This is a genomic window from Streptomyces sp. BJ20 (assembly GCF_022869105.1).
In the GTDB taxonomy this organism is placed as follows: domain Bacteria; phylum Actinomycetota; class Actinomycetes; order Streptomycetales; family Streptomycetaceae; genus Streptomyces; species Streptomyces griseoincarnatus.
In genome coordinates, this window is the sequence record NZ_CP094918.1 from 2,811,709 (window position 1) to 2,833,634 (window position 21,926).

22 protein-coding genes and 1 tRNA gene are annotated in these 21,926 nt (G+C 72.9%); 19 read left to right on the forward strand and 4 right to left on the reverse strand.

Features of this window, described 5'->3' with window-relative positions; all coding sequences use genetic code 11:
- The first annotated feature begins 2 nt into the window (after positions 1-2).
- The 13 genes from MTR79_RS12750 to MTR79_RS12810 all read left to right on the forward strand — a co-directional run bounded on the left by MTR79_RS12750 (position 3) and on the right by MTR79_RS12810 (position 14,455).
- Positions 3-953, forward strand: coding sequence for a M23 family metallopeptidase (locus MTR79_RS12750; protein WP_244790227.1), 951 nt, complete (start codon positions 3-5; stop codon positions 951-953).
- Between the two features lie 238 nt (positions 954-1,191).
- Positions 1,192-1,977: an SGNH/GDSL hydrolase family protein gene (locus MTR79_RS12755; protein WP_086705318.1), complete on the forward strand. Its 786-nt coding sequence runs from the start codon at positions 1,192-1,194 to the stop codon at positions 1,975-1,977.
- A 340-nt stretch (positions 1,978-2,317) separates the two neighbouring features.
- Entirely contained in the window at positions 2,318-3,508 is a 1,191-nt protein-coding gene (locus MTR79_RS12760; protein WP_086701760.1) for an MBL fold metallo-hydrolase, read from the forward strand.
- A gap of 81 nt (positions 3,509-3,589) precedes the next feature.
- Complete coding sequence (locus tag MTR79_RS12765; RefSeq protein WP_244790229.1) at positions 3,590-4,669, forward strand: DUF4241 domain-containing protein; 1,080 nt, start codon at positions 3,590-3,592, stop codon at positions 4,667-4,669.
- 327 nt (positions 4,670-4,996) lie between these two features.
- Positions 4,997-6,208 carry a cation:proton antiporter gene (locus MTR79_RS12770; protein ID WP_244790231.1) on the forward strand — a complete coding sequence of 404 codons (1,212 nt, stop codon included), beginning with the start codon at positions 4,997-4,999 and terminating at the stop codon, positions 6,206-6,208.
- A 761-nt stretch (positions 6,209-6,969) separates the two neighbouring features.
- A complete protein-coding gene (locus MTR79_RS12775; protein ID WP_244790233.1) occupies positions 6,970-8,964 on the forward strand; it encodes an ATP-binding protein in 1,995 nt (664 codons plus the stop codon).
- 56 nt (positions 8,965-9,020) lie between these two features.
- Positions 9,021-9,455 (forward strand): roadblock/LC7 domain-containing protein, encoded by a 435-nt coding sequence (locus MTR79_RS12780; RefSeq protein WP_048455171.1) that lies wholly within the window; start codon positions 9,021-9,023, stop codon positions 9,453-9,455.
- Positions 9,456-9,457: 2 nt separating this feature from the next.
- Positions 9,458-9,829 (forward strand): DUF742 domain-containing protein, encoded by a 372-nt coding sequence (locus MTR79_RS12785; RefSeq protein WP_006130360.1) that lies wholly within the window; start codon positions 9,458-9,460, stop codon positions 9,827-9,829.
- Positions 9,807-10,436, forward strand: a complete 630-nt coding sequence (locus MTR79_RS12790) for an ATP/GTP-binding protein (protein WP_244790235.1) — start codon at positions 9,807-9,809, stop codon at positions 10,434-10,436. Before MTR79_RS12785 ends, MTR79_RS12790 begins: the two co-directional genes overlap by 23 nt.
- A 59-nt stretch (positions 10,437-10,495) precedes the next feature.
- Positions 10,496-11,071 carry a GAF domain-containing protein gene (locus MTR79_RS12795; protein ID WP_244790237.1) on the forward strand — a complete coding sequence of 192 codons (576 nt, stop codon included), beginning with the start codon at positions 10,496-10,498 and terminating at the stop codon, positions 11,069-11,071.
- A gap of 183 nt (positions 11,072-11,254) precedes the next feature.
- Positions 11,255-12,286 carry an L-threonine 3-dehydrogenase gene (gene tdh / locus MTR79_RS12800; RefSeq protein WP_244790239.1) on the forward strand — a complete coding sequence of 344 codons (1,032 nt, stop codon included), beginning with the start codon at positions 11,255-11,257 and terminating at the stop codon, positions 12,284-12,286.
- 27 nt (positions 12,287-12,313) lie between these two features.
- A complete protein-coding gene (locus MTR79_RS12805) occupies positions 12,314-13,513 on the forward strand; it encodes a glycine C-acetyltransferase (protein ID WP_244790241.1) in 1,200 nt (399 codons plus the stop codon).
- A 36-nt stretch (positions 13,514-13,549) separates the two neighbouring features.
- Entirely contained in the window at positions 13,550-14,455 is a 906-nt protein-coding gene (locus tag MTR79_RS12810; RefSeq protein WP_086698723.1) for a LysR family transcriptional regulator, read from the forward strand.
- Between the two features lie 57 nt (positions 14,456-14,512).
- Here the strand turns inward: MTR79_RS12810 and MTR79_RS12815 are convergent, their stop codons facing one another.
- On the reverse strand, positions 14,513-15,166 hold the full coding sequence (locus tag MTR79_RS12815; protein ID WP_086698724.1) for a TetR/AcrR family transcriptional regulator: 654 nt from the start codon (positions 15,164-15,166) through the stop codon (positions 14,513-14,515).
- A 147-nt stretch (positions 15,167-15,313) separates the two neighbouring features.
- On the opposite strand from MTR79_RS12815, the gene MTR79_RS12820 reads away from it, so the two are divergent.
- The 4 genes from MTR79_RS12820 (at position 15,314) to MTR79_RS12835 (ending at position 17,749) form a co-directional block, all read left to right on the forward strand.
- Positions 15,314-16,072, forward strand: coding sequence for an SDR family oxidoreductase (locus tag MTR79_RS12820; RefSeq protein ID WP_244790243.1), 759 nt, complete (start codon positions 15,314-15,316; stop codon positions 16,070-16,072).
- Positions 16,073-16,175: 103 nt separating this feature from the next.
- Positions 16,176-16,757 (forward strand): helix-turn-helix domain-containing protein, encoded by a 582-nt coding sequence (locus MTR79_RS12825; protein ID WP_244790246.1) that lies wholly within the window; start codon positions 16,176-16,178, stop codon positions 16,755-16,757.
- A gap of 35 nt (positions 16,758-16,792) precedes the next feature.
- Positions 16,793-17,359, forward strand: coding sequence for a GNAT family N-acetyltransferase (locus MTR79_RS12830; protein WP_244793147.1), 567 nt, complete (start codon positions 16,793-16,795; stop codon positions 17,357-17,359).
- 30 nt (positions 17,360-17,389) lie between these two features.
- Entirely contained in the window at positions 17,390-17,749 is a 360-nt protein-coding gene (locus tag MTR79_RS12835) for an MmcQ/YjbR family DNA-binding protein (protein ID WP_086699138.1), read from the forward strand.
- A 129-nt stretch (positions 17,750-17,878) separates the two neighbouring features.
- On the opposite strand, the gene MTR79_RS12840 is transcribed toward MTR79_RS12835, so the two are convergent.
- The gene (locus MTR79_RS12840) at positions 17,879-18,796 is read right to left on the reverse strand and encodes a transketolase C-terminal domain-containing protein (RefSeq protein WP_244790247.1); all 918 of its coding nucleotides are present in this window, start codon (positions 18,794-18,796) and stop codon (positions 17,879-17,881) included.
- A 48-nt stretch (positions 18,797-18,844) separates the two neighbouring features.
- Positions 18,845-19,552 (reverse strand): transketolase, encoded by a 708-nt coding sequence (locus MTR79_RS12845; RefSeq protein WP_086699141.1) that lies wholly within the window; start codon positions 19,550-19,552, stop codon positions 18,845-18,847.
- A 148-nt stretch (positions 19,553-19,700) separates the two neighbouring features.
- Between MTR79_RS12845 and MTR79_RS12850 the strand changes: the two genes are divergently transcribed.
- Positions 19,701-19,774: transfer RNA gene (locus MTR79_RS12850), tRNA-Pro, on the forward strand.
- A 71-nt stretch (positions 19,775-19,845) separates the two neighbouring features.
- On the opposite strand, the gene MTR79_RS12855 is transcribed toward MTR79_RS12850, so the two are convergent.
- Positions 19,846-20,451 carry a dihydrofolate reductase family protein gene (locus tag MTR79_RS12855; RefSeq protein ID WP_086699142.1) on the reverse strand — a complete coding sequence of 202 codons (606 nt, stop codon included), beginning with the start codon at positions 20,449-20,451 and terminating at the stop codon, positions 19,846-19,848.
- Between the two features lie 181 nt (positions 20,452-20,632).
- Between MTR79_RS12855 and MTR79_RS12860 the strand changes: the two genes are divergently transcribed.
- Positions 20,633-21,925, forward strand: a complete 1,293-nt coding sequence (locus tag MTR79_RS12860; RefSeq protein ID WP_244790249.1) for an ABC transporter substrate-binding protein — start codon at positions 20,633-20,635, stop codon at positions 21,923-21,925.
- Position 21,926: the final 1 nt, after the last annotated feature.

Here is a 21,926-nt window from a genome sequence, read left to right on the forward strand (position 1 = left end):
TCATGCCCGCGAAGGGTAAGCACCGCCGTACCAAGGCTCAGCGTTTCACCCGCTCCATCGCCGTCGCCGGAACCGGTGGCGCCGCTCTCGCCCTGCCGTTCCTCGGCGCCACCGGCGCGCACGCCGCGACGCCGCAGTCCGCCCCCGAGGCGTCGGTCCGGTCGCTGGCCGTCACCGGCCAGCAGGCCAAGGCCGAAAAGGGTGACGAGGCCCGCACGTACACCGTGAAGGCCGGCGACTACCTCGCCAAGATCGCCGAGGCCGAGCACGTCGACGGTGGCTGGAAGCAGCTCTACGCGGACAACCGCGAGGCCGTCGGGGACGACCCGTCGCTGATCCACCCGGGCCTGAAGCTCTCCATCGACGGCAAGGCCGCCAAGAGCGCCCCGAGGCAGTCCACTTCGCCGCAGGCCGCCAAGCCCGCCGCGCCCAAGGCCGAGAAGCCGGCCGAGAAGCCGGCCGAGAAGCCCGTGCAGAAGGCCGCCGAGGAGTCCTCCTCCAATGAGGCGTCCTCCAACGAGGCGTCCACGCAGACCGCCCCCGCCTCCGGCTTCACCTCGCCGGTGCCCGGCGGCGGCGTCGGCACCGCCTACAAGGTGGCCGGCAGCATGTGGTCCAGCGGCTACCACACCGGTGTCGACTTCAGCGTCCCGACGGGCACCTCCCTGAAGGCCGTCGGCGCCGGCACCGTCGTCTCCGCCGGCTGGGGCGGCGCGTACGGCAACCAGGTCGTCATCCAGCTGAACGACGGCCACTACGCCCAGTACGCCCACCTGTCCTCGCTGTCCGTCTCGGCGGGCCAGACGGTGACCGCCGGTCAGCAGGTCGGTCTCTCCGGTGCGACCGGCAACGTGACCGGCCCGCACCTGCACTTCGAGATCCGCACCAGCCCGAACTACGGCTCGGACGTGGACCCGGTCTCGTACCTGCGCGGCAAGGGCGTCTCCCTCTGACCCCTCGCGGCACCCCTTCCTGACACGCGCGCCGGAGGCCGGCCCCGATCCACGGGGCCGGCCTCCGGTGTGTCCGGGGCCCGTTCCGGGCGCGGGGCCGTACCTATTCCTGGCTTGGCCAAACCTTGAAGTGGCTTATCTCACCGCGCGTCAACCCCCGCCTACGGTCGCGTAGGTCACATCCGAAGGTGAATCATGTCCGGCTGTGGCAGACGATTCGAAGAGTGACAAGGCAACAGTGATCGGGTCGTACGTGGCGGTGGGGGACAGCTTCACCGAGGGAGTCGGCGACCCCGGCCCCGACGGGGCGTTCGTCGGCTGGGCCGACCGGCTCGCCGTTCTGCTCGCGGACCGCAGGCCCGAGGGCGACTTCCGGTACGTCAACCTCGCCGTACGCGGCAAGCTGCTGGACCAGATCGTGGCCGACCAGGTCTCCCGGGCCGTCGAACTCGCCCCGGACCTGGTCTCCTTCTGCGCGGGCGGCAACGACATCCTGCGCCCGGGTACCGATCCGGACGAGGTGGCCGAGCGCTTCGAGGAGGCGGTCGCCCGGCTCACGGCGGCAGCCGGCACGGTCCTGGTGACGACCGGGTTCGACACCCGCCGCGTCCCGCTGCTCAAGCATCTGCGCGGCAAGATCGCCACGTACAACGGGCACGTGAGGGCGGTCGCCGACCGGTACGGCTGCCCCGTGCTCGACCTGTGGTCGCTGCGCAGCGTGCAGGACCGCAGGGCGTGGGACGCCGACCGGCTGCACCTCTCGCCCGAGGGGCACACCCGCGTCGCCCTGCGCGCGGGTCTCTCCCTCGGCCTGAAGGTGCCCGCCGACCCGGAGCAGCCGTGGCCGCCGCTCCCGCCGCGCGGCACCCTGGAGATCCGCCGGGACGACGTCCACTGGGCCCGCGAGTACCTGGTCCCGTGGATCGGCCGCCGCCTGCGAGGCGAGTCCTCGGGCGACCACGTCACGGCGAAGGGGACGCTGTCGCCGGAGGACATCCGCTCGTGGATCGCCAAGGTGGCATGACGCGGGGGCCGGGGTTTCCCGGCCGCTGTCCCTGGATGTGGCCGGTGCGGTCGCAGCGCCAGGGGTGGGGTGACCGGGCGCGTGAGGCGTGTGCGGGTGGGTGCGTGACTGGTTGCGCAGTTCCCCGCGCCCCTTCGGGGCGATGTGCTCGCGCGTCTTGACGGGGTGGGGCGGGGCACGCCCTCAGGGGCGCGGCGCGTCGGGGGTTCGGGGGCGGAGCCCCCGTGGCGGGAGGTCAGGCGCCCGCGTGGGCAGGGCCGGGAGCGGTTTCCACAACCGCCCCCGCCCACGGAGCCGCCGCACATAATGGAAACTCCGATCGATTCCCTCTGGAGGTACCGTGGCCGCTTCTTCCGCCCCCCGGGCAGGGCTCAGCGCCCTGCGGCCGCCGGCCTTCGGCGCGGAGCCGGCCGGTGAGCGCATGGCGCGGATCCGCAGGTCCCCGCACTTCGCGAACGGCGTGTTCCAGAATCCGGGCGGTCCGGCCCGTATGCGTCCCTCCGGGTCGGGACGTGACATGGCCAAGCAGTTCCTCGACAAGGACGCCCGCTCCCGCCGTGCCCCGCGGGGCACGATCCCGGTGCACCCCACCACCCTCGCCGACCTGACCCGCCCGCCCGCGACCGGACTGCGTCTGACGTGGACGGGCCACTCCAGCGTGCTCGCGGAGATCGACGGACAGCGGGTGCTGTTCGACCCCGTGTGGGGTGAGCGCTGCTCGCCGTTCCCCTTCGCGGGACCGAAGCGGCTGCACCCCGTGCCGCTGTCGCTGGCCGCGCTCGGCCCGGTGGACGTCGTGGTGATCTCCCACGATCACTACGACCACCTGGACATGCCGACGATCAGGGAACTGGCCGGCACGGACACGGTGTTCGCCGTGCCCCTCGGCGTGGGCGCCCATCTGGAGCGCTGGGGCGTCTCCGCGGACCGGCTGCGCGAGCTGGACTGGCAGGAGTCGACGCGGGTCGGAGGCCTCACCCTGACCGCGACCCCGGCCCGTCACTTCTGCGGACGGGGCCTGCGCAACACCCAGCACACCCTGTGGGCCTCCTGGGCGGTCGCCGGCGAGCGGCACCGGATCTACCACAGCGGCGACACCGGCTACTTCGAGGGCTTCCGCGACATCGGCGGGGCCCACGGCCCGTTCGACGCGACGATGATCCAGGTCGGCGCGTACTCCGAGTTCTGGCCGGACATCCACATGACCCCCGAGGAGGGCGTCCGCTCGCACCTCGACCTCCAGGGCGGCAAGCCGGGCGGCGTGCTGCTGCCGATCCACTGGGGCACCTTCAACCTCGCCCCGCACCCGTGGGCGGAGCCGGGGGAGTGGATGGCGGACGCGGCGGAGGCGGTGGGCCAGACCGTCGCCTTCCCGCGGCCGGGTGCCCCCTTCGAGCCGGGCGGGGAGCTGCCCACCGAGCCCTGGTGGCGTCCGCTCACCCGACCCGTCCCGCGCGTCTGGAACACCGGGGTCCCGCCGCGGAACGAGGAGACCCCCAGCGGCGACCTCGACCTCGCGGGCGACCGCTGACCCGTCGAGCGGCCCGTGCCGTGGAGACGCTCCACGGCACGGGCCTGAGTGTCACACCCCGCTGCCAGACTGCCGGCTGTGATGATCGACAGTCTTGATGTCTCGTACGGCGACATGTGGGGTTCCCACGAGGGGCCGACCCACCCGAACCCCATACCGAACGCGCTCGCGGCCCGCAGACATGAGGCCGGGATGGCGTACGCGGTCCTGCTCTCCTCGCGGGAGCGACCGCTGGCCATGGTCGAGCGATGGCCGCGCGGGATGTGGCGTGTGTACCTGTTCGACGACGCGTCCCGGCGTGTGCGCATGATCGACTTCAAGCCGTTCGGCACGGGGATGCTGCTGGCCCACCGGAACACCCGATTGACCGGGGGCGACGAGGAGACCTCGACCGTCGAGGTACTCTCCTGCCGCGCGCCGGAGTTCGGTGACTGGCAGGTGTTCGCTCCGTTCCTGGCCCAGCAGGGCCATGAACCCGCTCCGACCGTGGTCCTGAACGACGTGTCGGTGGACGAGGGAGCCGGGCCACTACGCCCCACCGGCATCGAGCAACTGTTCGTGCCGGGCCCGCGCGACACCCCGGACGGGCCGGCCGTCGTCGAGCTCGGCGACGCCGGTGCGGTGCGGATCACGTCGGGGCGGCTGGCGGTCTCGGACCCCGGCTGGGTCAGCGAACCCCGGACCGTCACCGTGCCGCCGGGCGAGTATCCGGTCACGCTGGCGCTCCTGCGCAGGACGCCCTGGCTCAGGGTCGCCGCGGCCAAGGTGACGCTCCTGGACGCCCCGCCACACGCTTGGGAGATGGCCCTCCGCCCCGACGAGGACCCGGAGCTGCTCGGCGAGGGCGAGTTCTACGGGGTCGGCGTCGACACCGGCACCGTGGCCTTCATGGACGCGACCCGGACGGTCAGCGAGGAAGCGTTGGACGAGGAGGTGTTCCTCCCCCTCTCCTTCGACGACCGCCCCGGCGTCGAACTGCCCGGCACGGAGACCGAGCCGAACCTCATCGCCTTCAGCGCCGGCTGGGGCGACGGGTCCTACCCCGTCTGGATCGGCCGCACCGAGGACGGGCAGGCCTGCTGCGTCGTGGTCGACTTGCGGCTCTACCCCTCCGACGAGGAGAAGCAGGTCCCCGGCGGGCCCGGGCCCTCGCACGCGTAGCCACCGCCTGGCCCGGCCGTCGGCGTGTCGTCCTCGGCGAGTGCCGCCCCCAGGGGCCGGCGAGGATCGCGTCGTCCAGGGTGATGCCGAGGTGGCCGAGGACCCCATGACCCGCCTCCCTCAGCCCCCGGGCATCGCCTGCCGGGGCGAGTGCGGAGCATGATGCCCGTCCCGTGCGGAGCACCCGCACCCCGGCCCCCGGTTCCTCCGTACGGCGGACACCACGGTCGTGGCGCGGCCGGACCGGCGCGAAGGTGGCAGCGGACGCCGGTTCCGGTGACCCGGGCCCGCGCCGTACTACACCACGCCGCAGGACGGGGGCCGGCCATGTCGCACACAGGCACGCTCGTCCTCATCATGGCCGCGGCCGTGCTCGCCCCGCTGCTCGCGAAGGGGGCGGCACGGCGGGTCCTCGTCCCCCTCGTCATCTTCGAGATCGCCCTGGGCATCCTCGTCGGCCCCGACGTCCTCGACCTGGCCCGGCCCGACCAGGTCATCGACGTTCTGGCGGACCTCGGACTGGCCATGCTGATCTTCCTCGCCGGATACGAGATCGAGTTCGCGGCCGTCCGCGGCGTCACCCTGCGCCGGGCCGCAGGGGCCTGGCTCTGCTCCCTGGGCCTCGGCATCGCACTCGCCCTGTGGATCAGCGGTGGTGACACCTACCGGGCGTTCGTCATCGGCACGGCCCTCACCAGCACGGCGCTGGGCACCGTCCTGCCCATCCTGCACGACCGCGGCGAACTGCGCACCCCTCTCGGGACGGTCGTCTCCACGTTCGGAGCGGTGGGCGAGTTCGGACCCATCGTCGCGATGGCGCTGCTGCTCAGCGGGCGGAAGCCGGGGCAGTCCGCGGCCCTGCTGATCGCGTTCGGCGTGATCACCGCCGCCGTCGTGTGGTGGGCGCTGCGGCCCCGGCCGCCCTGGTTCTCCCGCATGGTCGACGAGACCCTGCACAGCAGCGGGCAGTTCGCGGTGCGGTTCGTCATGCTGCTGCTGGCGGTCATGATCGCGCTCGCGCAGGCGTTCGGCCTCGACATCCTGCTCGGCGCCTTCGCCGCCGGCGCCCTCACCCGGCTCGTGCTGCACGGCGCCGCCCCCGACCACAGCGCCGAGGTCATGGGCAGGGTGGAGGCACTCGGCTTCGGTTTCCTGGTGCCCTTGTTCTACGTCGTGACCGGCATCGAGTTCGACCTGCGGGCCCTGTTGGACGGCGGGCGCGCCCTCGTCCTGCTGCCGGTGTTCCTGCTGCTGTTCCTCCTGGTCCGCGGCGGTCCCGTCCTCCTGCTCGCCCCGCGTGACCTCCCGGTCCCGGACCGGCGGGCGCTCGCGCTCTACGCCTCCACCTGTCTGCCCCTCGTCGTGGCGATCACGACGATCGGCGTCGACCAGAAGGTCCTCGGCAGCGACGAGGCCGCCGCCCTGGTCGGTGCCGCGATGCTCTCCGTGCTGCTCCTGCCGCTGCTCGCGACGAGGCTGCGCCGCGTCGGCCGCGCGGACCCGCCGGGGCGGGCGTCGGAGCAGTCGGAAGCGTGGTGAGCGAGCCGGCCGCGAGGAGCGCCGTAGGGCGAGAGGCGGCCCCGAGACACTCCTCCGGGCCGCCCGCCCCACACGCTCACCCGCGCTCAGGGCGTCGCCGTGACGGACGTCGGCCGCGTACCGGCCGCCGCTGCGTCCGCCGTCGGCCGCCGCTGCGTCCAGGTGCCGGCCGGCGCCGTCGGGTCGCCGGGCCGAGCACGCCGGGACCAGCGCGCCCAGCGTCCAGATGCCCGTGATGACCATGAACACCGCCTGGTAGCCGATGCCGTTGGAGACGCCGACGCCGTTGGCTACGGAGCGTGACGCTCTGGCCGTTGACTTGGAGCGGCCTTCGCGGTCCTTCCGGGGCTGGGGGTGCCTACGGGGGCGCGCTGCGTCCAGCTCGCGCCCCTCGTCGCACCCCCGCGCCGCGAGCGCTCTCGCGACCGCTTCTGACCAGCGTTGACCGCCCCGCGACCACTCCCGTCGCATCCGGTCGAACGGTTATCGGTCTGTCGTACGACGCCTCATACCAGAGCGCGATGCTGTCCGCACGAGTTTGTCAACTGCCCACCGCACATGATGCGGTGACGACTACGGTGAGTGTCGGTCGCCCGGCGTGACGGCTCGCGACGGCTCATGTCGCAGGACGCCTCGCACCGAGGGCCGCGTCGTAGGGATCGGGATCAGGGAGCGGGGACCGGTACGTGCAGCCACAAGGCGGACGAGGGAGCCGACGGGGTGAGGAGCCCCGACAGCCGGGGACGGTCGGCGGCACGGTCGTGGCCCGCATCCCGCACAGCGCCGCCCCGAAGGCCCCGTCCTCCGGCCCCGGCGCCCGCCGCAACGGCACCGCCTCCCGGCCGGAGCGGCGCGAGGGCGGGCGGCACGGACGTCCGCCCGCCCGGCCCGCGCCCGGCCTGCCCGAGTCGTACATACGGTCCCAGCTGCTCCGGCTCGCCGTGCTGCCGCCCGTCGCGGTGGCCCTGAGCGCCTGCGCCGCCGTGCTGTTCACCGTCCGCTCCAGCGGGATGCGGCCGAACGGCGCCCTGTGGGCGGTGCTCTGCGGCGCCACCGCCGTGACCCTCGCCGGCATCGTCATCGCCGCCGTGGCCGCCGAGCGCGCGGCCCGCTCCGTGCACGACCGCCTGGGCGTCCTGCGCCGCAGCACGGCACGGCGCGAGGCGGACCTGCACGCCCTCGTCGAAGCGCTGCGCAACGGCGAGCCGCCGCCCCCGCGCGGCCGGCGCACCGAACGCGACGGCGACGGCGACGAGTTCGACCAGCTCGCCGCCGACCTCGCCCGCGCCCACGACGGCGCGGTCACCGCCGTGGTGCAGGCGGCGCAGCTCTCCAGCCAGGCGGGCAGCGAACAGAAGCTCGAGGTGTTCGTCAACCTCGCCCGGCGCCTGCAGTCCCTCGTCCACCGCGAGATCTCCATCCTCGACGAGCTGGAGAACGAGATGGAGGACCCCGACCTGCTGAAGGGGCTCTTCCACGTCGACCACCTCGCCACCCGCATCCGCCGCCACGCGGAGAACCTCGCCGTGCTCGGCGGGGCCGTCTCCCGGCGTCAGTGGAGCAACCCGGTGCCCATGACCGAGGTGCTGCGCTCGGCGATCGCCGAGGTCGAGCAGTACTCGCGGGTCAAGCTCGTGCCCCCGACCGACGGCACCCTGCGCGGACACGCGGTCGCCGACGTCATCCACCTGCTCGCCGAACTCGTCGAGAACGCGACCGTGTTCTCCGCCCCGCACACCCAGGTGCTGCTGCGGGCGAACCTGGTCACCTCCGGACTGGCCGTCGAGGTCGAGGACCGCGGCCTCGGGATGCCCGTCGGCGAGCAGGACCGGATGAACGCGCTGCTCGCCGACCCCGACCAGGTGCACGTCGCCAGCCTGCTGGCCGACGGCCGGATCGGCCTGTTCGTGGTCTCCCAGCTCGCCCGGCGGCACGGGATCCACGTCCGGCTGCAGACCAACATCTACGGCGGTGTGCAGGCCGTGCTGGTGGTGCCGCAGTCCCTGCTCGGCGGCGAAGCGGCCGCCGTGACCGGCGCGCCCGGGACGACCGCGCCGCTGCCCCCGGCGGACGCCGGCACGGGACCGACGGGGCGTCACACCCCGGCGCTGTCCGGCCCCGTGGACACCCGGGGGGACGCGCAGTCCCATGCCCCGGCGAACACCGCGGCGGACGCCCACGCGGAGGAGAACACCACCCCCGCGTCCCCCCTCACGCCCGCCGCCCACCCCGGCCGGCCCCCGGCCGCGCCCGCCGACCACGGCGCCGTCCCTCCGCCGCTGCCCCTGCGTGGCGCCCGCACCGCTCGCCCCACCCCCGCGGACGCCGTCCCCGGCGTCCACCACACCGGCCACGCCCCGCACCCCGCGCCCGACGGACGCCTCGTGCCCGACGGACGCCTCGTGCCCGACGGACGCCCCGCGCCCGACGGGCAGGGCGGCGCGCCCGCCACGGCCGGGGACGCGCCCACCCCGCTCGTCCCCCGCACCACCCCGGTGCGCGGCACCATGGGCAGGCCCCAACTGCCCCGCCGTCGCGCCCAGGAGCACATCGCGCCACAGCTGCGCGACGGGCCCGCGCCCCGCCAGGACAGCGAGCACGTCGCCGGCCACGACCCCCAGCTGATGGCCGCCTTCCAACGGGGCATCAGCCTCGCGGAGTCCCAGCCGGGGTCCCCCGTGCCCGCGCGGCCGGCCGTCCCCGCACCCCGAACCGACCACACCGCCCGGCACGACGGGAGCGCGTCCGCCGGATGACCACCCCCACCCCCAGCGCTCCCGCAGACCTTCGTACCCCAAGGAGTCGATCCACCATGGCGAGCGACGCGCCGACCGCCCAGGTATCCGACCTCGACTGGCTGATGAGCGGCCTCGTGCAACGCGTACCGCACACCCGGAGCGCCGTCCTGCTGTCGTGCGACGGACTGGTGAAGTCCGTCCACGGCCTCGACCCGGACGCCGCCGACCACATGGCCGCCCTCGCCTCCGGCCTGTACTCCCTCGGCCGCAGCGCGGGCGTCCGCTTCGGCGACGGCGGCGACGTCCGGCAGGTCGTCGTCGAGCTCGACTCGACGCTGCTGTTCGTCACCACCGCCGGCTCCGGCACCTGCCTCGCCGTGACGGCCGGCCGCGAGGCCGACGCGGCGGTCCTCGGCTACGAGATGGCGATGCTGGTCAAGTCCGTACGGCCGTACCTGATGACCGCTCCCCGGCAGCAGGGCGTCGAGCCCCCGGCGATGAGGCCTTGAGCGTGCGGGCGGCCGGTGACGGGCCGTGGCTCGACGACGCGGCCGGCCGGCTGGTGCGCCCTTTCACGGTCAGCAACGGACGGACCCGGCCGACCGTCGCCCTCGACCTGATGTCGCAGGTGCGGGCCACCGGCGCCACCCCCCTCGGCTACCTCGGCCCCGAGCACGCGCAGGCCCTCGACCTGTGCCGCGCCCCCGTCCCGGTCGCCGAGGTCGCCGCCCATCTGGGGCTGCCGGTGGCCGTCACCAAGGTGCTGCTGGCGGACCTCGTCGACTGCGGGGCGCTGACCGACAAACCCCCCGCGTTCCACCACAACCCCACGGACCGGGCCCTTCTGGAGGCAGTGCTCGATGGACTACGACGACAGCTCTGACCGGGTCGACGGCGCCGGGCACGGCGACGACCTGTTCCCGACCGCCCTCAAGATCCTGGTGGCGGGCGGGTTCGGGGTCGGCAAGACCACCTTCGTCGGCGCGGTCAGTGAGATCGCGCCGCTCAGTACGGAGGAACTGCTGACCACCGTCAGCGCCGCCACCGACAGACTCGACGGCATCGAGAACAAGGTCGAGACCACCGTGGCCATGGACTTCGGCCGCATCACCCTGGACCGCGAACACGTGCTCTACCTGTTCGGCACGCCCGGCCAGGAACGCTTCTGGTTCATGTGGGACGAGCTGTGCGAGGGCGCGCTCGGCGCCGTGATCATCGCCGACACCCGGCGCCTGGAGGAGTGCTTCGCCGCGGTCGACTTCTTCGAGCAGCGCGGCCTCGGATTCATCGTCGCCGTCAACGAGTTCGACGGCGCCTTCCGCTACGACCCCGGGGAGGTGCGCGCCGCCCTCGACCTCCCCGAGGAGGTGCCCGTCGTCCGCTGCGACGCCCGGATCTCCAGCTCCGGCGTGCAGGCCCTGCTCACCCTCGTCCGCCATCTCATCGCGCACACCCCCGCCACACCCACGGGGTACGGCGCCCCCATGTGATCCCCGCACACCCCACGGAGCCCGTCCATGAACTTCGTCCACGCCCCGGGAGCACGCCCATGAGCTACGACCCGCCCCGCCCGGCCGGTCGGCTGCTGCTCACCCCGGAGGACCGGCAGGCGCCGGAGCGCACCCGCAGGCTGCGCCGGCTGGGGCTGGGGGAGCACCCCGATCCCGAGCTGGACGCCTTCGCCCGCGGCCTTGCCGAGCTCACCGGGGCGCCGTACGCCGTGGTCAACCTCCCCGGCGAGCACGGGCAGTTCTTCGCGGGTCTGCACACCCCGGGCGTCGCCCCCGTCCTCCGCAACGACGGCACCGGCGCCCTGCTCGGCCGGGCACTGCCCCGCGACCACGGCTTCTGCCCCCACGTCATCGCCCGCGGCAGGGCGCTGGTGCTGGAGGACGTGAGCGACTACCCGCGCTTCGCGGGCAACGCGGTGGTGGACGAGTTCGGCGTCCGCTCCTACATGGGCGCGCCGCTCACCGACGGCACCGGCATGGTGCTCGGCACCGTCGCGGTCAGCGACGTACGGCCCCGCAGCTGGGGGCAGCCCGGCCTCGCCGCCATCAAGGCGCAGGCCGCGGAACTTGCCGCGCGGCTGGAGCGCCGGGAAGGTGACGGGCTGCCGCTGTGACGCGAGGCGCGCGCCCACGCCCGGACGGGTGACGCGTGAAGCAAAGCTGTGGCCGCGCTTAAGAAATCCTCGATGGACCGGTGAGGGTGTTGTACGGCAGATTGCAGTCGATTCCACTCCTCTTCCCGGACCGGGCCGCCCCGGCATGCCCGCACCCGGGACTCACCGTCAGGAGCCGTAGCGTTGAAGGCGCTGGTCAAGGAGAAGGCGGAGCCCGGGCTGTGGCTCATGGACGTCCCGGAGCCCGCCGTCGGACCCGGCGACGTGCTGATCAAGGTGCAGCGCACCGGTATCTGCGGCACCGACCTGCACATCCGGAACTGGGACGGCTGGGCCCGGCAGACGATCGACACCCCGCTGGTCCTCGGACACGAGTTCGTCGGCGAGGTCGTGGAGACCGGCCGGGACGTCCCCGACGACATCAAGCCCGGTGACCGGGTCAGCGGCGAGGGCCACCTGGTGTGCGGCAAGTGCCGCAACTGCCTGGCCGGCCGCCGTCACCTGTGCCGCGCCACGGTCGGCCTCGGCGTGGGACGCGACGGCGCGTTCGGCGAGTACGTCGTGCTCCCCGCGACGAACGTCTGGGTGCACCGCGTCCCCGTCGACCTCGACGTCGCCGCGATCTTCGACCCGTTCGGCAACGCCGTGCACACCGCGCTGTCCTTCCCGCTGGTCGGTGAGGACGTCCTGATCACCGGCGCCGGACCGATCGGCCTGATGGCCGCCGCCGTGGCCCGGCACGCCGGCGCGCGCAACGTCGTCATCACCGACGTCAGCGAGGAGCGTCTGGAGCTCGCCCGCAAGATCGGCGCGACCCTGGCGCTGAACGTCGCCGAGTCGACCATCGCCGACGGACAGCAGACCCTCGGCCTGCGCGAGGGCTTCGACATCGGCCTGGAGATGTCCGGTCGCCCCGAGGCGATGCGCGACATGATCGCCAACATGACGCACGGCGGCCGCATCGCCATGCTCGGCCTGCCCGCCGAGGAGTTCCCGGTCGACTGGGCCCGCGTCGTCACCTCGATGATCACCATCAAGGGCATCTACGGCCGCGAGATGTTCGAGACCTGGTATGCCATGTCGGTGCTGCTGGAGGGCGGTCTCGACCTCGCCCCCGTGATCACCGGCCGCTACTCCCACCGCGACTTCGAGGCCGCCTTCGAGGACGCCGCCGGCGGCAAGGGCGGCAAGGTCATCCTCGACTGGACCGCGTAAGTCATCTGCCTCCCAAGGAGCTTTGAGATGTTCGACTCCGTGCGCGACGACCTGCGCGCCACCCTCGACGAGATCCGCGCCGCCGGCCTGCACAAGCCCGAACGCGTCATCGGCACCCCGCAGTCCGCGACCGTGAACGTCACCGCCGGCGGCCGCCCCGGTGAGGTCCTCAACTTCTGCGCCAACAACTACCTGGGCCTCGCCGACCACCCCGAGGTCGTCGCCGCCGCCCACGAGGCCCTGGACCGCTGGGGCTACGGCATGGCGTCCGTCCGCTTCATCTGCGGCACCCAGGAGGTGCACAAGGAGCTGGAGGCCCGGCTGTCGGCGTTCCTCGGCCAGGAGGACACGATCCTCTACTCCTCCTGCTTCGACGCCAACGGCGGCGTGTTCGAGACGCTGCTCGGCCCGGAGGACGCGGTCGTCTCCGACGCGCTCAACCACGCGTCGATCATCGACGGCATCCGGCTCTCCAAGGCCCGCCGCTTCCGCTACGCCAACCGCGACATGGCCGACCTGGAGCGCCAGCTGAAGGAGGCAGCCGAGGGCGGCGCCCGCCGCACCCTCATCGTCACCGACGGCGTCTTCTCCATGGACGGCTACGTCGCCCCGCTCGCCGAGATCTGCGACCTCGCCGACCGGCACGGCGCCATGGTCATGGTCGACGACTCGCACGCCGTCGGCTTCGTCGGCCCCGGCGGCCGTGGCACGCCGGAACTGCACGGCGTCATGGACCGCGTCGACATCATCACCGGCACGCTCGGCAAGGCCCTCGGCGGCGCCTCCGGCGGCTACGTCGCCGCCCGCGCGGAGATCGTCGCCCTGCTGCGCCAGCGCTCCCGTCCGTACCTGTTCTCCAACACCCTCGCCCCGGTCATCGCCGCCGCCTCCCTGAAGGTCCTCGACCTGCTGGAGTCCGCGGACGACCTGCGTGTCCGGCTGGCCGAGAACACCGCCCTGTTCCGCCGCCGGATGACCGAGGAGGGCTTCGACATCCTCCCCGGCGACCACGCCATCGCCCCCGTGATGATCGGCGACGCCTCCCGCGCGGGCCGCATGGCGGAGCTGCTGCTGGAGCGCGGCGTCTACGTGATCGGCTTCTCCTACCCGGTCGTGCCGCAGGGACAGGCCCGCATCCGCGTGCAGCTCTCGGCCGCGCACTCCACGGACGACGTGAACCGTGCCGTCGACGCCTTCGTCGCGGCCCGTGCGGAGCTCGACGCCTGACCGTCGCGCACCGCTGCGTTTGAGACAATCGATCCCATGATCGAAGCGCGGCGGCTCCACATCCTCCGTGCGGTGGCGGACCACCGCACGGTCACCGCGGCGGCCGCCGCGCTGTACCTCACCCCCTCGGCAGTCTCCCAGCAGCTCACCGCGCTGGAGCAGGAGACCGGCCACCGCCTGGTCGAGCGCGGCGCCAAGGGCGTACGGCTGACCCCGGCCGGGGAGATCCTGCTCAGCCACACCCACGCGGTCCTCGCCCAGCTGGAGCGGGCCGAGGCCGAGCTGGCCGCGTACGGGGCGGGGGAGGCCGGCACCGTCACGGTCGCCGCCTTCGCCACCGGCATCGCGCAGGTCGTCGCGCCCGCGGTGGCCCGGCTCGCCGCCTCGGCGCCCGGCATCCGCATCCGGGTGCAGGACGCCGAGGGCGACGCGAGCCTCCCGATGGTCCTGGACCGGCAGGTCGACGTCGCCGTGGCGGTCGAGTACCGCGGGGCGCCGTCCGCCGACGATCCGCGCCTCACCCACGTCCCGCTGTACGCCGAGCCGTTCGACGCGGTCGTCCCCGTCACCCACCGGCTGGCCGGCGGGCCCGAGGTGCCGCTCGCGGAGCTGGCGAAGGACCCCTGGATCGGCCCGTACCCCGGCAACCCCTGCCATGACGTGGTGGTGCTGGCCTGCGAGAACGCCGGGTTCCAGCCGCGTCTCGAACACTCCTCGGACGACTTCCGGGCGGTCGTCGCCCTCGCCTCCGCCGACGTCGGTGTGGCCCTCGTGCCCCGGTCGGCGCTGCGCGGGACGGACCTCACGGGCGTGGTGGTGCGCCCGGTCGACGGGGTTGCGCCCACCCGCCGGGTGTTCGCCGCCGTGCGCCGGGGCGCGGAGGGGCATCCGCTGATCCGCCCGGTGCTGGACGCGCTCCGCGCGGCGGCCGAGGACGCCTGAGAGTCCCTCGCGCCGCCGGGCGAAGGCGACGCGCGTGTCGAGCGTGGAACGCCGGTGTCAGCCTTCCGGCTTCGGGTCGGGCCGGCGGGCCGGGGCGTATCTGGCGAGCATGGTCCGTACGGCCTCTTCGACGGCCTCGTGGATGTCGGAGGCCGCGGGGTTCCAGTCGGTCAGCAGCATGCGCGGCCACAGGACGTAGTTGGCGATCATGCCGAGGAACTGGTTCGCGGCGCTCTCGGCGTCCGGGACCTCGGCGTTGCCCGCCTCGTGCTCGGCTTCCAAGTAGTGCCGGACGGACGTGAAGTAGGGCAGTTTGCCGAGCTGGAACTGCATCCGTCCCAGTTCGGGGAAGCGAGGCAGCTCGGCGATGACGATCCGGAACAGGGCTGCCATGCCGGGCCGGCCGACCAGGTCGGCATAGCGGTGGCCGATGGCGGTCAGTCCGGAGCGCAGGTCTCCTGTTCGCGGCCGCGCGGCGGCGTCGTCGGCGTCACGCTGCCAGGACTCGGTGACGATGGCCTCGAACAGTGCCGCCTTGGTCGGGAACTGCTTGAACAGTGTGGACTTCGAGACCCCGGCCGATTCGGCGATCCGGGCCAGCGAGGTGCCGTCGTAGCCACGGTCCAGGAACAGTTCCGTGGCCGCGGTGATGATCGCCTCGCGTTTCTGCTGAGCGAGTCTGCGGTGGTGTGCGGAGAGCTCTGCTGCCATGCGGACAGTATGCCGTAGACCCGAGGCGAGTCACTTGACTCGCCTCATTGGCCCTGCTTACGGTACGAGAGGAAGGCGAGTCGAGCGACTCGCATCGTATCCGCGACGCCCAGGTGAGCCGGTGATCGCGCGGTGGAGGGACAGATCATGACGATCGACAGGATCGCTTTGGTGACCGGCGCGAATCGCGGTCTCGGACGTGCCGCGGCCGTCGCCCTGGCCGCACGCGGGGTGCGGGTCCTGGTCACCCACCGCGGCGACGCGGACGGGGCCGGGAGGACGGCGGAACAGGTGCGGGCGGCGGGTGGGGCTGCCGCCGTGCTCCGGCTCGACATCGATGACGTCTCCTCTTTCCCGTCCTTCACCTCCGCACTGGGTGAGCAGTTGGAGCGCTGGGGTGCTTCGCGGTTCGACATCCTGGTCAACAACGCCGGGGTGGGAGTCTTCGGACCGCTGGAGGGCGTCACGACCGACGACTTCGACACGGTGATGGGTACCAACGTCCGGGGCACGTTCTTCCTCACCCAGGCACTCGTGCCACTGCTGGCCCGGGGCGGCCACGTCATCAACGTCTCGACGTCACTGACCCGGCACACCAGCCCCGCCACTTCGGTCTACTCCGCCTCGAAGGCCGCCGTCGAAGCCCTGAGCCGCACTCTCGCCGCAGAGCTCGGCCCGCGCGGCATACGGGTCAACTCCATCGCCCCGGGGCCGACCGCCACGGACTTCAACGGTGGGGTGATGCGGGACGACGCCGGGATGCGCCAGGTCCTGGCCTCGCAGACCGCGCTCGGCCGCGTCGGCGAACCCGAGGAGATCGGCGACGCCATCGCCGCCCTTGCCTCCGAGGGCCTGCGCTGGGTCACCGCCCAGCGGATCGAGGTCTCCGGCGGCGCGCTCCTCTGAGCGGTCGGGCGAGGGCCTGAGGGGACGCGGGGCGGCCGGCGCCGCCGGGCGGCTTCGGGCTGCCGACTTCCGGGCCGGTCGTATCCGGGATATCGTCCCAGATGTGAAACAAGACCAAGCGCTCGTCCCCGATCCCGTCGACGTGCGCCTCGGCGCGCGGCTGGCGGAACTGAGGGCCGAACACGGCTGGTCGCTGGCGGAGTTGGCCGAGCGCAGCGGCGTCAGCCGGTCCACGCTGTCCCGCGCCGAGCGGGCCGAGACCAGCCCCACCGCCTCCCTGCTGAACCGCCTCTGCGCCGTCTACGGCCGCACCATGTCCCAGTTGCTCAGCGAGATCGAGGCGGAGCCCGCGCCGGTGATGCGCGCCGCCGACCAGCCGGTGTGGCGGGACAAGGCTTCTGGCTTCGTCCGCCGCTCCGTGTCCCCGCCGCACGCCGGACTGCGCGGCGAACTCGTCGAGGGCCGTCTCACCGCGGGCGCCGACATCGCCTACGACCGGCCGCCGGTGCCCGGCCTGGAACAGCACATCTGGGTGCTCGAAGGGTCCCTCGCCGTCACCGTCGGGGACACCGGGCACCGCCTCGGCCGCGGCGACTGCCTGCGCCTGCGGGTCTGGGGGCCCACCCGGTTCCGCTGCCCCGGCCCCGACGACGTCCGCTACGTGCTGGCGGTGATGCGCCCGTGAACGTCGAACGCCCCGGCGCCGACCGGCTCCGGGAGATGACCGGCGCGCTGGCCGAGCTGCTGACCGACACCGTGGACGGCGGCGCGTCCGTCGGCTTCCTCGCCCCGCTCGACCGAGCGGCCGCCGTCGCCTGGTGGACGGAGCGGTGCGAGGCCGTCGCCGCCGGCCGGCTCGCGGTCTGGACGGCGTGGGAAGAACCGGGCCGGGTGCTGGGCACCGTGAGCCTCGCCCTGCCCGACAAACCCAACAGTGCGCACCGCGCGGAACTGGTGAAGCTGATGGTGCACCGCGCGGCACGCGGCAAGGGCCTCGCCCGGCGGCTGCTGACCGTGGCGGAGGGGGCGGCGGCCGGGCAGGGCATCACCCTGCTGCACCTGGACACCGAGACGGGCAGTCCCGCCGAGCACCTGTACCGCACGTCAGGCTGGACCGAGGCCGGCGCGATCCCGGACTACGCGGCGGACCCGGGCGGCGTGCCGCGGCCGACGACGATCTACTACAAGCGCCTGCCGGTGACGCCCCGACAGGGGCGCGGGGAACCGCGCGACCGGGGGCCCGGGAGCGGAGCCCTCGAAAGCGGGAGGGCAGGCACCGAACGGTGATTGTCGGTCCCGCCCGCTACCGTTCCTGCCATGCCGGATGCCGAAGACGTACGACGGATCGCCCTGTCCCTGCCGGACACCACGGAGAAGATCGCCTGGAGCATGCCCACGTTCCGGGTCGCGGGGAAGATGTTCGCCACCCTGCCGGAGGACGAGACGTCGATCGCCGTGCGCTGTCCCAAGGAGGAGCGGGACGAACTGGCCCTCGCCGAGCCGGGGAAGTTCTGGATCGCGGACCACGAGGCCCAGTTCGCGTGGGTGCGGGTCCGGCTCACGGCGCTGGAGGACGAGGACGAGCTGCGGGACGTCCTCGCCGACTCCTGGCGCCAGGCCGCCCCGGCCCGGCTGCTCGAGGCGTACCCCCGGCTGGGGCTGCCGCCGCAGGGCTGACGGAGCCGGGGCCGAACGGCCCCCTCCCGTTGTCAGTGCCCCGTGGCATGATCCCGATCACGCGTGGCCGCCGGGTCCGGAGGGGGGTCCCGGCGGTCCGCCGCGCGTACCCCGCCGCGGGTGCGCGGCTCAGGCGCCGGCGGACACCGCACCGGCGGTGAACCGGGTGATCCGCTCGCGCAGCGACCGCGCGTCCAGGCCGTGCGCCGCCAGGTGCTCGTCGATCCGCCCGTAGCGGCGCAGCTCCGCCCGGCCCACACCCAGCCCCAGCACCCGGTGCGGCACGTCGGCCAGCGCGTCGTTCGCCGCCGCCGTCGACGTCCCCGCCAGATACGGCTCCACCAGTACGACGTCCGTCCCCGCCGTCGCGCTGGCCCGGCGCAGCGCCGCCGCGTCGAAGGGGCGAACGGTGGTGGCGTACAGGACGGTGACGTCCAGGTCCTCCGTCGCCGCGAGCACGGCGTCCAGCATCGGCCCCGCCGCGACCACCACCCCCGCGCGCCCCTCCCGGACCGTGAGGAACCGCTGTCCGTCCACGGGCCGCCCGGCCGCGTTGGACTGAAGGGAGAGCCGGACGTACACCTTGTCGTCCCCGGCGGCCACCGCGTGCCGCAGCAGCGTCTCGGCCTCGTCCGGGTGCCCGGGCACATGCACCGTCCACCCGTCCAGGGTGTCGAGCAGCGCCACGTCACCCGGCGCCATGTGGGTGTAGCCGCCGGCGGGCCAGTCGAAGGAGGCGGCGGCGCTCACCAGCACCGCGCCCGCGTCCTGGTGCCCCAGGTCCAGCTTGACCTGCTCGAACGGGCGCTCGACGAGGAAGCTGGCGAAGGTGTGCGCCACGGGCCGCATCCCGGTCAGCGCCATCCCGGACGCCGCGCCGACCAGCAGCTGCTCCCGGATGCCGACGTCGACCACCCGGTCCGGGTGGCGGCGCCGGGCCTCGGTGAAGCCGTCCGCGCCGACCACCGCGAGGACCACGGCGACCCTCGGGTCCTCGTCCAGGAGCCGGGTGACGACGGGGGCGAAACGATCACGCATGCTGTCCACGGGAATCGGCCTTTCGATGAGTGAGGTGACGGGAGGGGAGGTGGGCGATCACGCGTTCTTCGGCTCGACGCGCGCCACGACCACGTGCGGCCTTCCCGGGTGCGGGGCCGTGAACGCGGCGTACAGCGCCTCGTGGTCACGGCCGTCGACCGTGCGGGCGGACCATCCGGCCGCCTCGAACCGCGCGGCGATCCCGCCCGGACGGGCGTACGACGCCGAGGAGTTGTCGACGACGACCGTGTGCAGCCGGTCCAGGCCCGCGGGGCCGGCGAAGGCGATCGCCTCGTGGTTGCTGCCCTCGTCCAGTTCGGCGTCCCCGATCAGGGTCCACACCACCGGGTCGTGCAGCCCCTGGGCGCGCAGCCCGAGCACCGTGCCCACCGCGATCGGCAGCCCGTGCCCCAGCGACCCGCTGCCGATCTCCACGCCCGGCACCAGCGTCCGGTCCGGGTGATGGCCGAGCGGGGAGTCGTAGGAGCCGAAGCCGGGCAGCCGGTCCACCGGCAGGAATCCCTTCGCGGCCAGGACGGCGTAGTACGCCATCGGCCCGTGTCCCTTCGACAGCAGGAACCGGTCCCGTCCCGGGGCGTCGGCGCTGTCCGGGCCGACCCGGAGCACCCGGTCGTACAGGACCCACAGCACGTCCAGCGTGGACGTCGCGGCGGGTCCGTGCTTCTCGTCGCCGGTCATCAGCCCCATGAGGCCCGGGAGATCGGCGTATCCGTACGTCTGCGTGCGCTGCTCGGTGATCGTCATGCAGTCGACGGTGCGACCTCAACCGAACTTGAGGTCAAGTGTCACCCGGAGGTGTCGTGCGCGGGAAACGGATGCGCGATCACCGTCCCGAGTGCGGTATGGTTTCCGTGCGCGTTCGGCCGGGGGAATCCCCAGGTCAGACGGGCAACGGGACGTGGCGCAGCTTGGTAGCGCACTTGACTGGGGGTCAAGGGGTCGCAGGTTCAAATCCTGTCGTCCCGACGTGTGCGAGTCGTGGTCCAGGGCCGGTACCGGATGACATCCGGTACCGGCCCTGACGCGTGACGGTCACCTCAGGCAGGCGCGCCCAGAGGCGGGTGCTCCAGCACGCGGGGCTTGTACTCGACCAGTTGTGTGCGGCCGTCGAAGGTGCGGCTCCCGGTCATCTCGAGGGCGACGTCCGGATAGCCGTCGTAGATGCGTTCCGCGCCCGTGGCCCCGGTGATCACCGGGAACATCACCACCCGGAAGCGGTCGACGAGACCGGCCCGCAGCAGGGACCGGGAGAGGCTGAGGCTGCCGATGGTGCTGAGGATCCCCGACCCGCTCTCCTTCAGGGCGCGGACGGTCTCCACGGCGTCGTCGCGGACGAGCGTGCAGTTCGCCCACTTCAGCGGCTCCTCCAGGGTCGAGGAGAACACCACCTTGGGCGCCTGCGTGAGCTCGTCGACGGACTCCTTCTCCTCGTCCCTGAACTCGTCCTGGCCGGCCGGGACGTCGCCCGCGGCGAAGCCGGACATCAAACGGTAGGTGTTCGCTCCCATCAGGTAGGTGACCTCGGGCTGCTCGCCGAGCCAGGCGAGGTACTCCGGGCCTTCGAGGCCCCAGAATCCGGGCCACCCCTCTCCCGACGCGTAGCCGTCGAGGGATGTGATGAAGTCGACGAGAAGCTCCGACATGGCGTTGTCCCTTCCTGAGGTGTCACGAGTACGGACCGGCCGCAAGCCGGGAACTCATCGGTCCGGGCGCGATGAGAATCGTCGGCATATGTCCTTGATGTCTCTTTTGTAACTATCTAACGTTCCGGCGGAGACACCGTCGCGGGTTCCGACGCCCGTGCCGCCGTCCCGGAAGCGAGGTGTGGAGCGATTGCACGCGAGGTGCGGACGTCACAGAAGGCCGCGGCGCGCGCGGGCGCTGCTCGCCCTGACCGTGCTCGCCTCGACGCTCGCCGCCTGCGGCGGTGACGACGAGAGCTCCCGCCCCACCCTCAACTGGTACAACTTCCCCGACGACTCCGGCGCCCTCCAGGAGGCCGCCGACCGGTGCAGCCGGGAGTCCGGGGGGCGTTACCGCATCGTCTACAACAAGCTGCCACGAGCGGCCGACGGCCAGCGGCAGCAGATGGTGCGCCGCCTCGCCGCCGAGGACGACTCCCTCGACATCCTGGGTCTGGACGTCACCTGGGCCGCCGAGTTCGCCGAGGCCCGCTGGATCAAGGAGTGGACCGGCGAGAACAGGCGCAGGGCCACCGAGGGCACCCTCGACGTGCCGATCCAGACGGCGACCTGGAAGGGCAAGCTCTACGCCGTCCCGTACAACACCAACATCCAGCTGCTCTGGTACCGCGAGGACCTCGTGCCCGAGCCGCCCACGACGTGGGCCGAGATGCTGGACATGTCCCGCGACCTGGCCCGGCAGGGCAAACCGCACTACGTCGAGATCCAGGGCGCCCAGTACGAGGGCCTCACCGTCTGGTTCAACTCCCTGATCAACAGCGCCGGCGGCACCATCCTCAACCCGAGCGCCACAGAGCCCTCCCTCGGCCCGCCCGCCGTCCGGGCCGCCTCGATCATGCGGGACCTCGCCCGCTCCCCGGCCGCCGACCCCTCCCTGCCCAACCAGATGGAGGACCAGAACCGGCTCGCCATGGAGTCGGGAGTCGCCGCCTTCGAGATCAACTACCCGTTCGTCTATCCGTCGATGAAGAGCAACAACCCCACGCTCTTCAAGAACTTCCGCTGGGCGGTCTACCCCCGCGTGGACGCCGACCGCCCCTCGCGCCCCACCATCGGCGGCATCGACCTCGCCGTCAGCGCCTACTCCCGCCACCCCGACCTGGCCTTCGACGCCGCCCTGTGCCTGCGCGACCGGGAGAACCAGCTCAACGCGGCGCTCAAGGGCGGACTCCCGCCCACCCTGCGCGCCCTCTACGACGAGCCGGACTTCATGAAGGAGTACCCCTTCTCCAGGGAGGTCCTGACCTCCCTGGAGTCGGCGAGCGTACGGCCGCTCACCCCCGCCTACCAGAACGTGTCGATCGCCGTCTCGCACACCCTGTCCCCGCCCTCCGACATCCAGCCGGAGAGCGACGTCTCCACCATCAGGGAGCAGATCGACGAGGCCCTGCGATCCGAGGGTGTGATCCCGTGAG

What these genes read in the sequence shown, in the direction of transcription:
- MTR79_RS12845 (WP_086699141.1), bottom strand. Translation starts at nt 19,552, where the DNA reads ATGACGATCACCGAGCAGCGCACGCAGACGTACGGATACGCCGATCTC.
- MTR79_RS12830 (WP_244793147.1), top strand. Translation starts at nt 16,793, where the DNA reads ATGACCGGCGCGCTGGCCGAGCTGCTGACCGACACCGTGGACGGCGGC.
- MTR79_RS12835 (WP_086699138.1), top strand. Translation starts at nt 17,390, where the DNA reads ATGCCGGATGCCGAAGACGTACGACGGATCGCCCTGTCCCTGCCGGAC.
- MTR79_RS12790 (WP_244790235.1), top strand. Translation starts at nt 9,807, where the DNA reads ATGGACTACGACGACAGCTCTGACCGGGTCGACGGCGCCGGGCACGGC.
- MTR79_RS12770 (WP_244790231.1), top strand. Translation starts at nt 4,997, where the DNA reads ATGTCGCACACAGGCACGCTCGTCCTCATCATGGCCGCGGCCGTGCTC.
- MTR79_RS12805 (WP_244790241.1), top strand. Translation starts at nt 12,314, where the DNA reads ATGTTCGACTCCGTGCGCGACGACCTGCGCGCCACCCTCGACGAGATC.
- MTR79_RS12795 (WP_244790237.1), top strand. Translation starts at nt 10,496, where the DNA reads ATGAGCTACGACCCGCCCCGCCCGGCCGGTCGGCTGCTGCTCACCCCG.
- MTR79_RS12820 (WP_244790243.1), top strand. Translation starts at nt 15,314, where the DNA reads ATGACGATCGACAGGATCGCTTTGGTGACCGGCGCGAATCGCGGTCTC.
- MTR79_RS12780 (WP_048455171.1), top strand. Translation starts at nt 9,021, where the DNA reads ATGGCGAGCGACGCGCCGACCGCCCAGGTATCCGACCTCGACTGGCTG.
- MTR79_RS12815 (WP_086698724.1), bottom strand. Translation starts at nt 15,166, where the DNA reads ATGGCAGCAGAGCTCTCCGCACACCACCGCAGACTCGCTCAGCAGAAA.
- MTR79_RS12750 (WP_244790227.1), top strand. Translation starts at nt 3, where the DNA reads ATGCCCGCGAAGGGTAAGCACCGCCGTACCAAGGCTCAGCGTTTCACC.
- MTR79_RS12855 (WP_086699142.1), bottom strand. Translation starts at nt 20,451, where the DNA reads ATGTCGGAGCTTCTCGTCGACTTCATCACATCCCTCGACGGCTACGCG.
- MTR79_RS12810 (WP_086698723.1), top strand. Translation starts at nt 13,550, where the DNA reads ATGATCGAAGCGCGGCGGCTCCACATCCTCCGTGCGGTGGCGGACCAC.
- MTR79_RS12765 (WP_244790229.1), top strand. Translation starts at nt 3,590, where the DNA reads ATGATCGACAGTCTTGATGTCTCGTACGGCGACATGTGGGGTTCCCAC.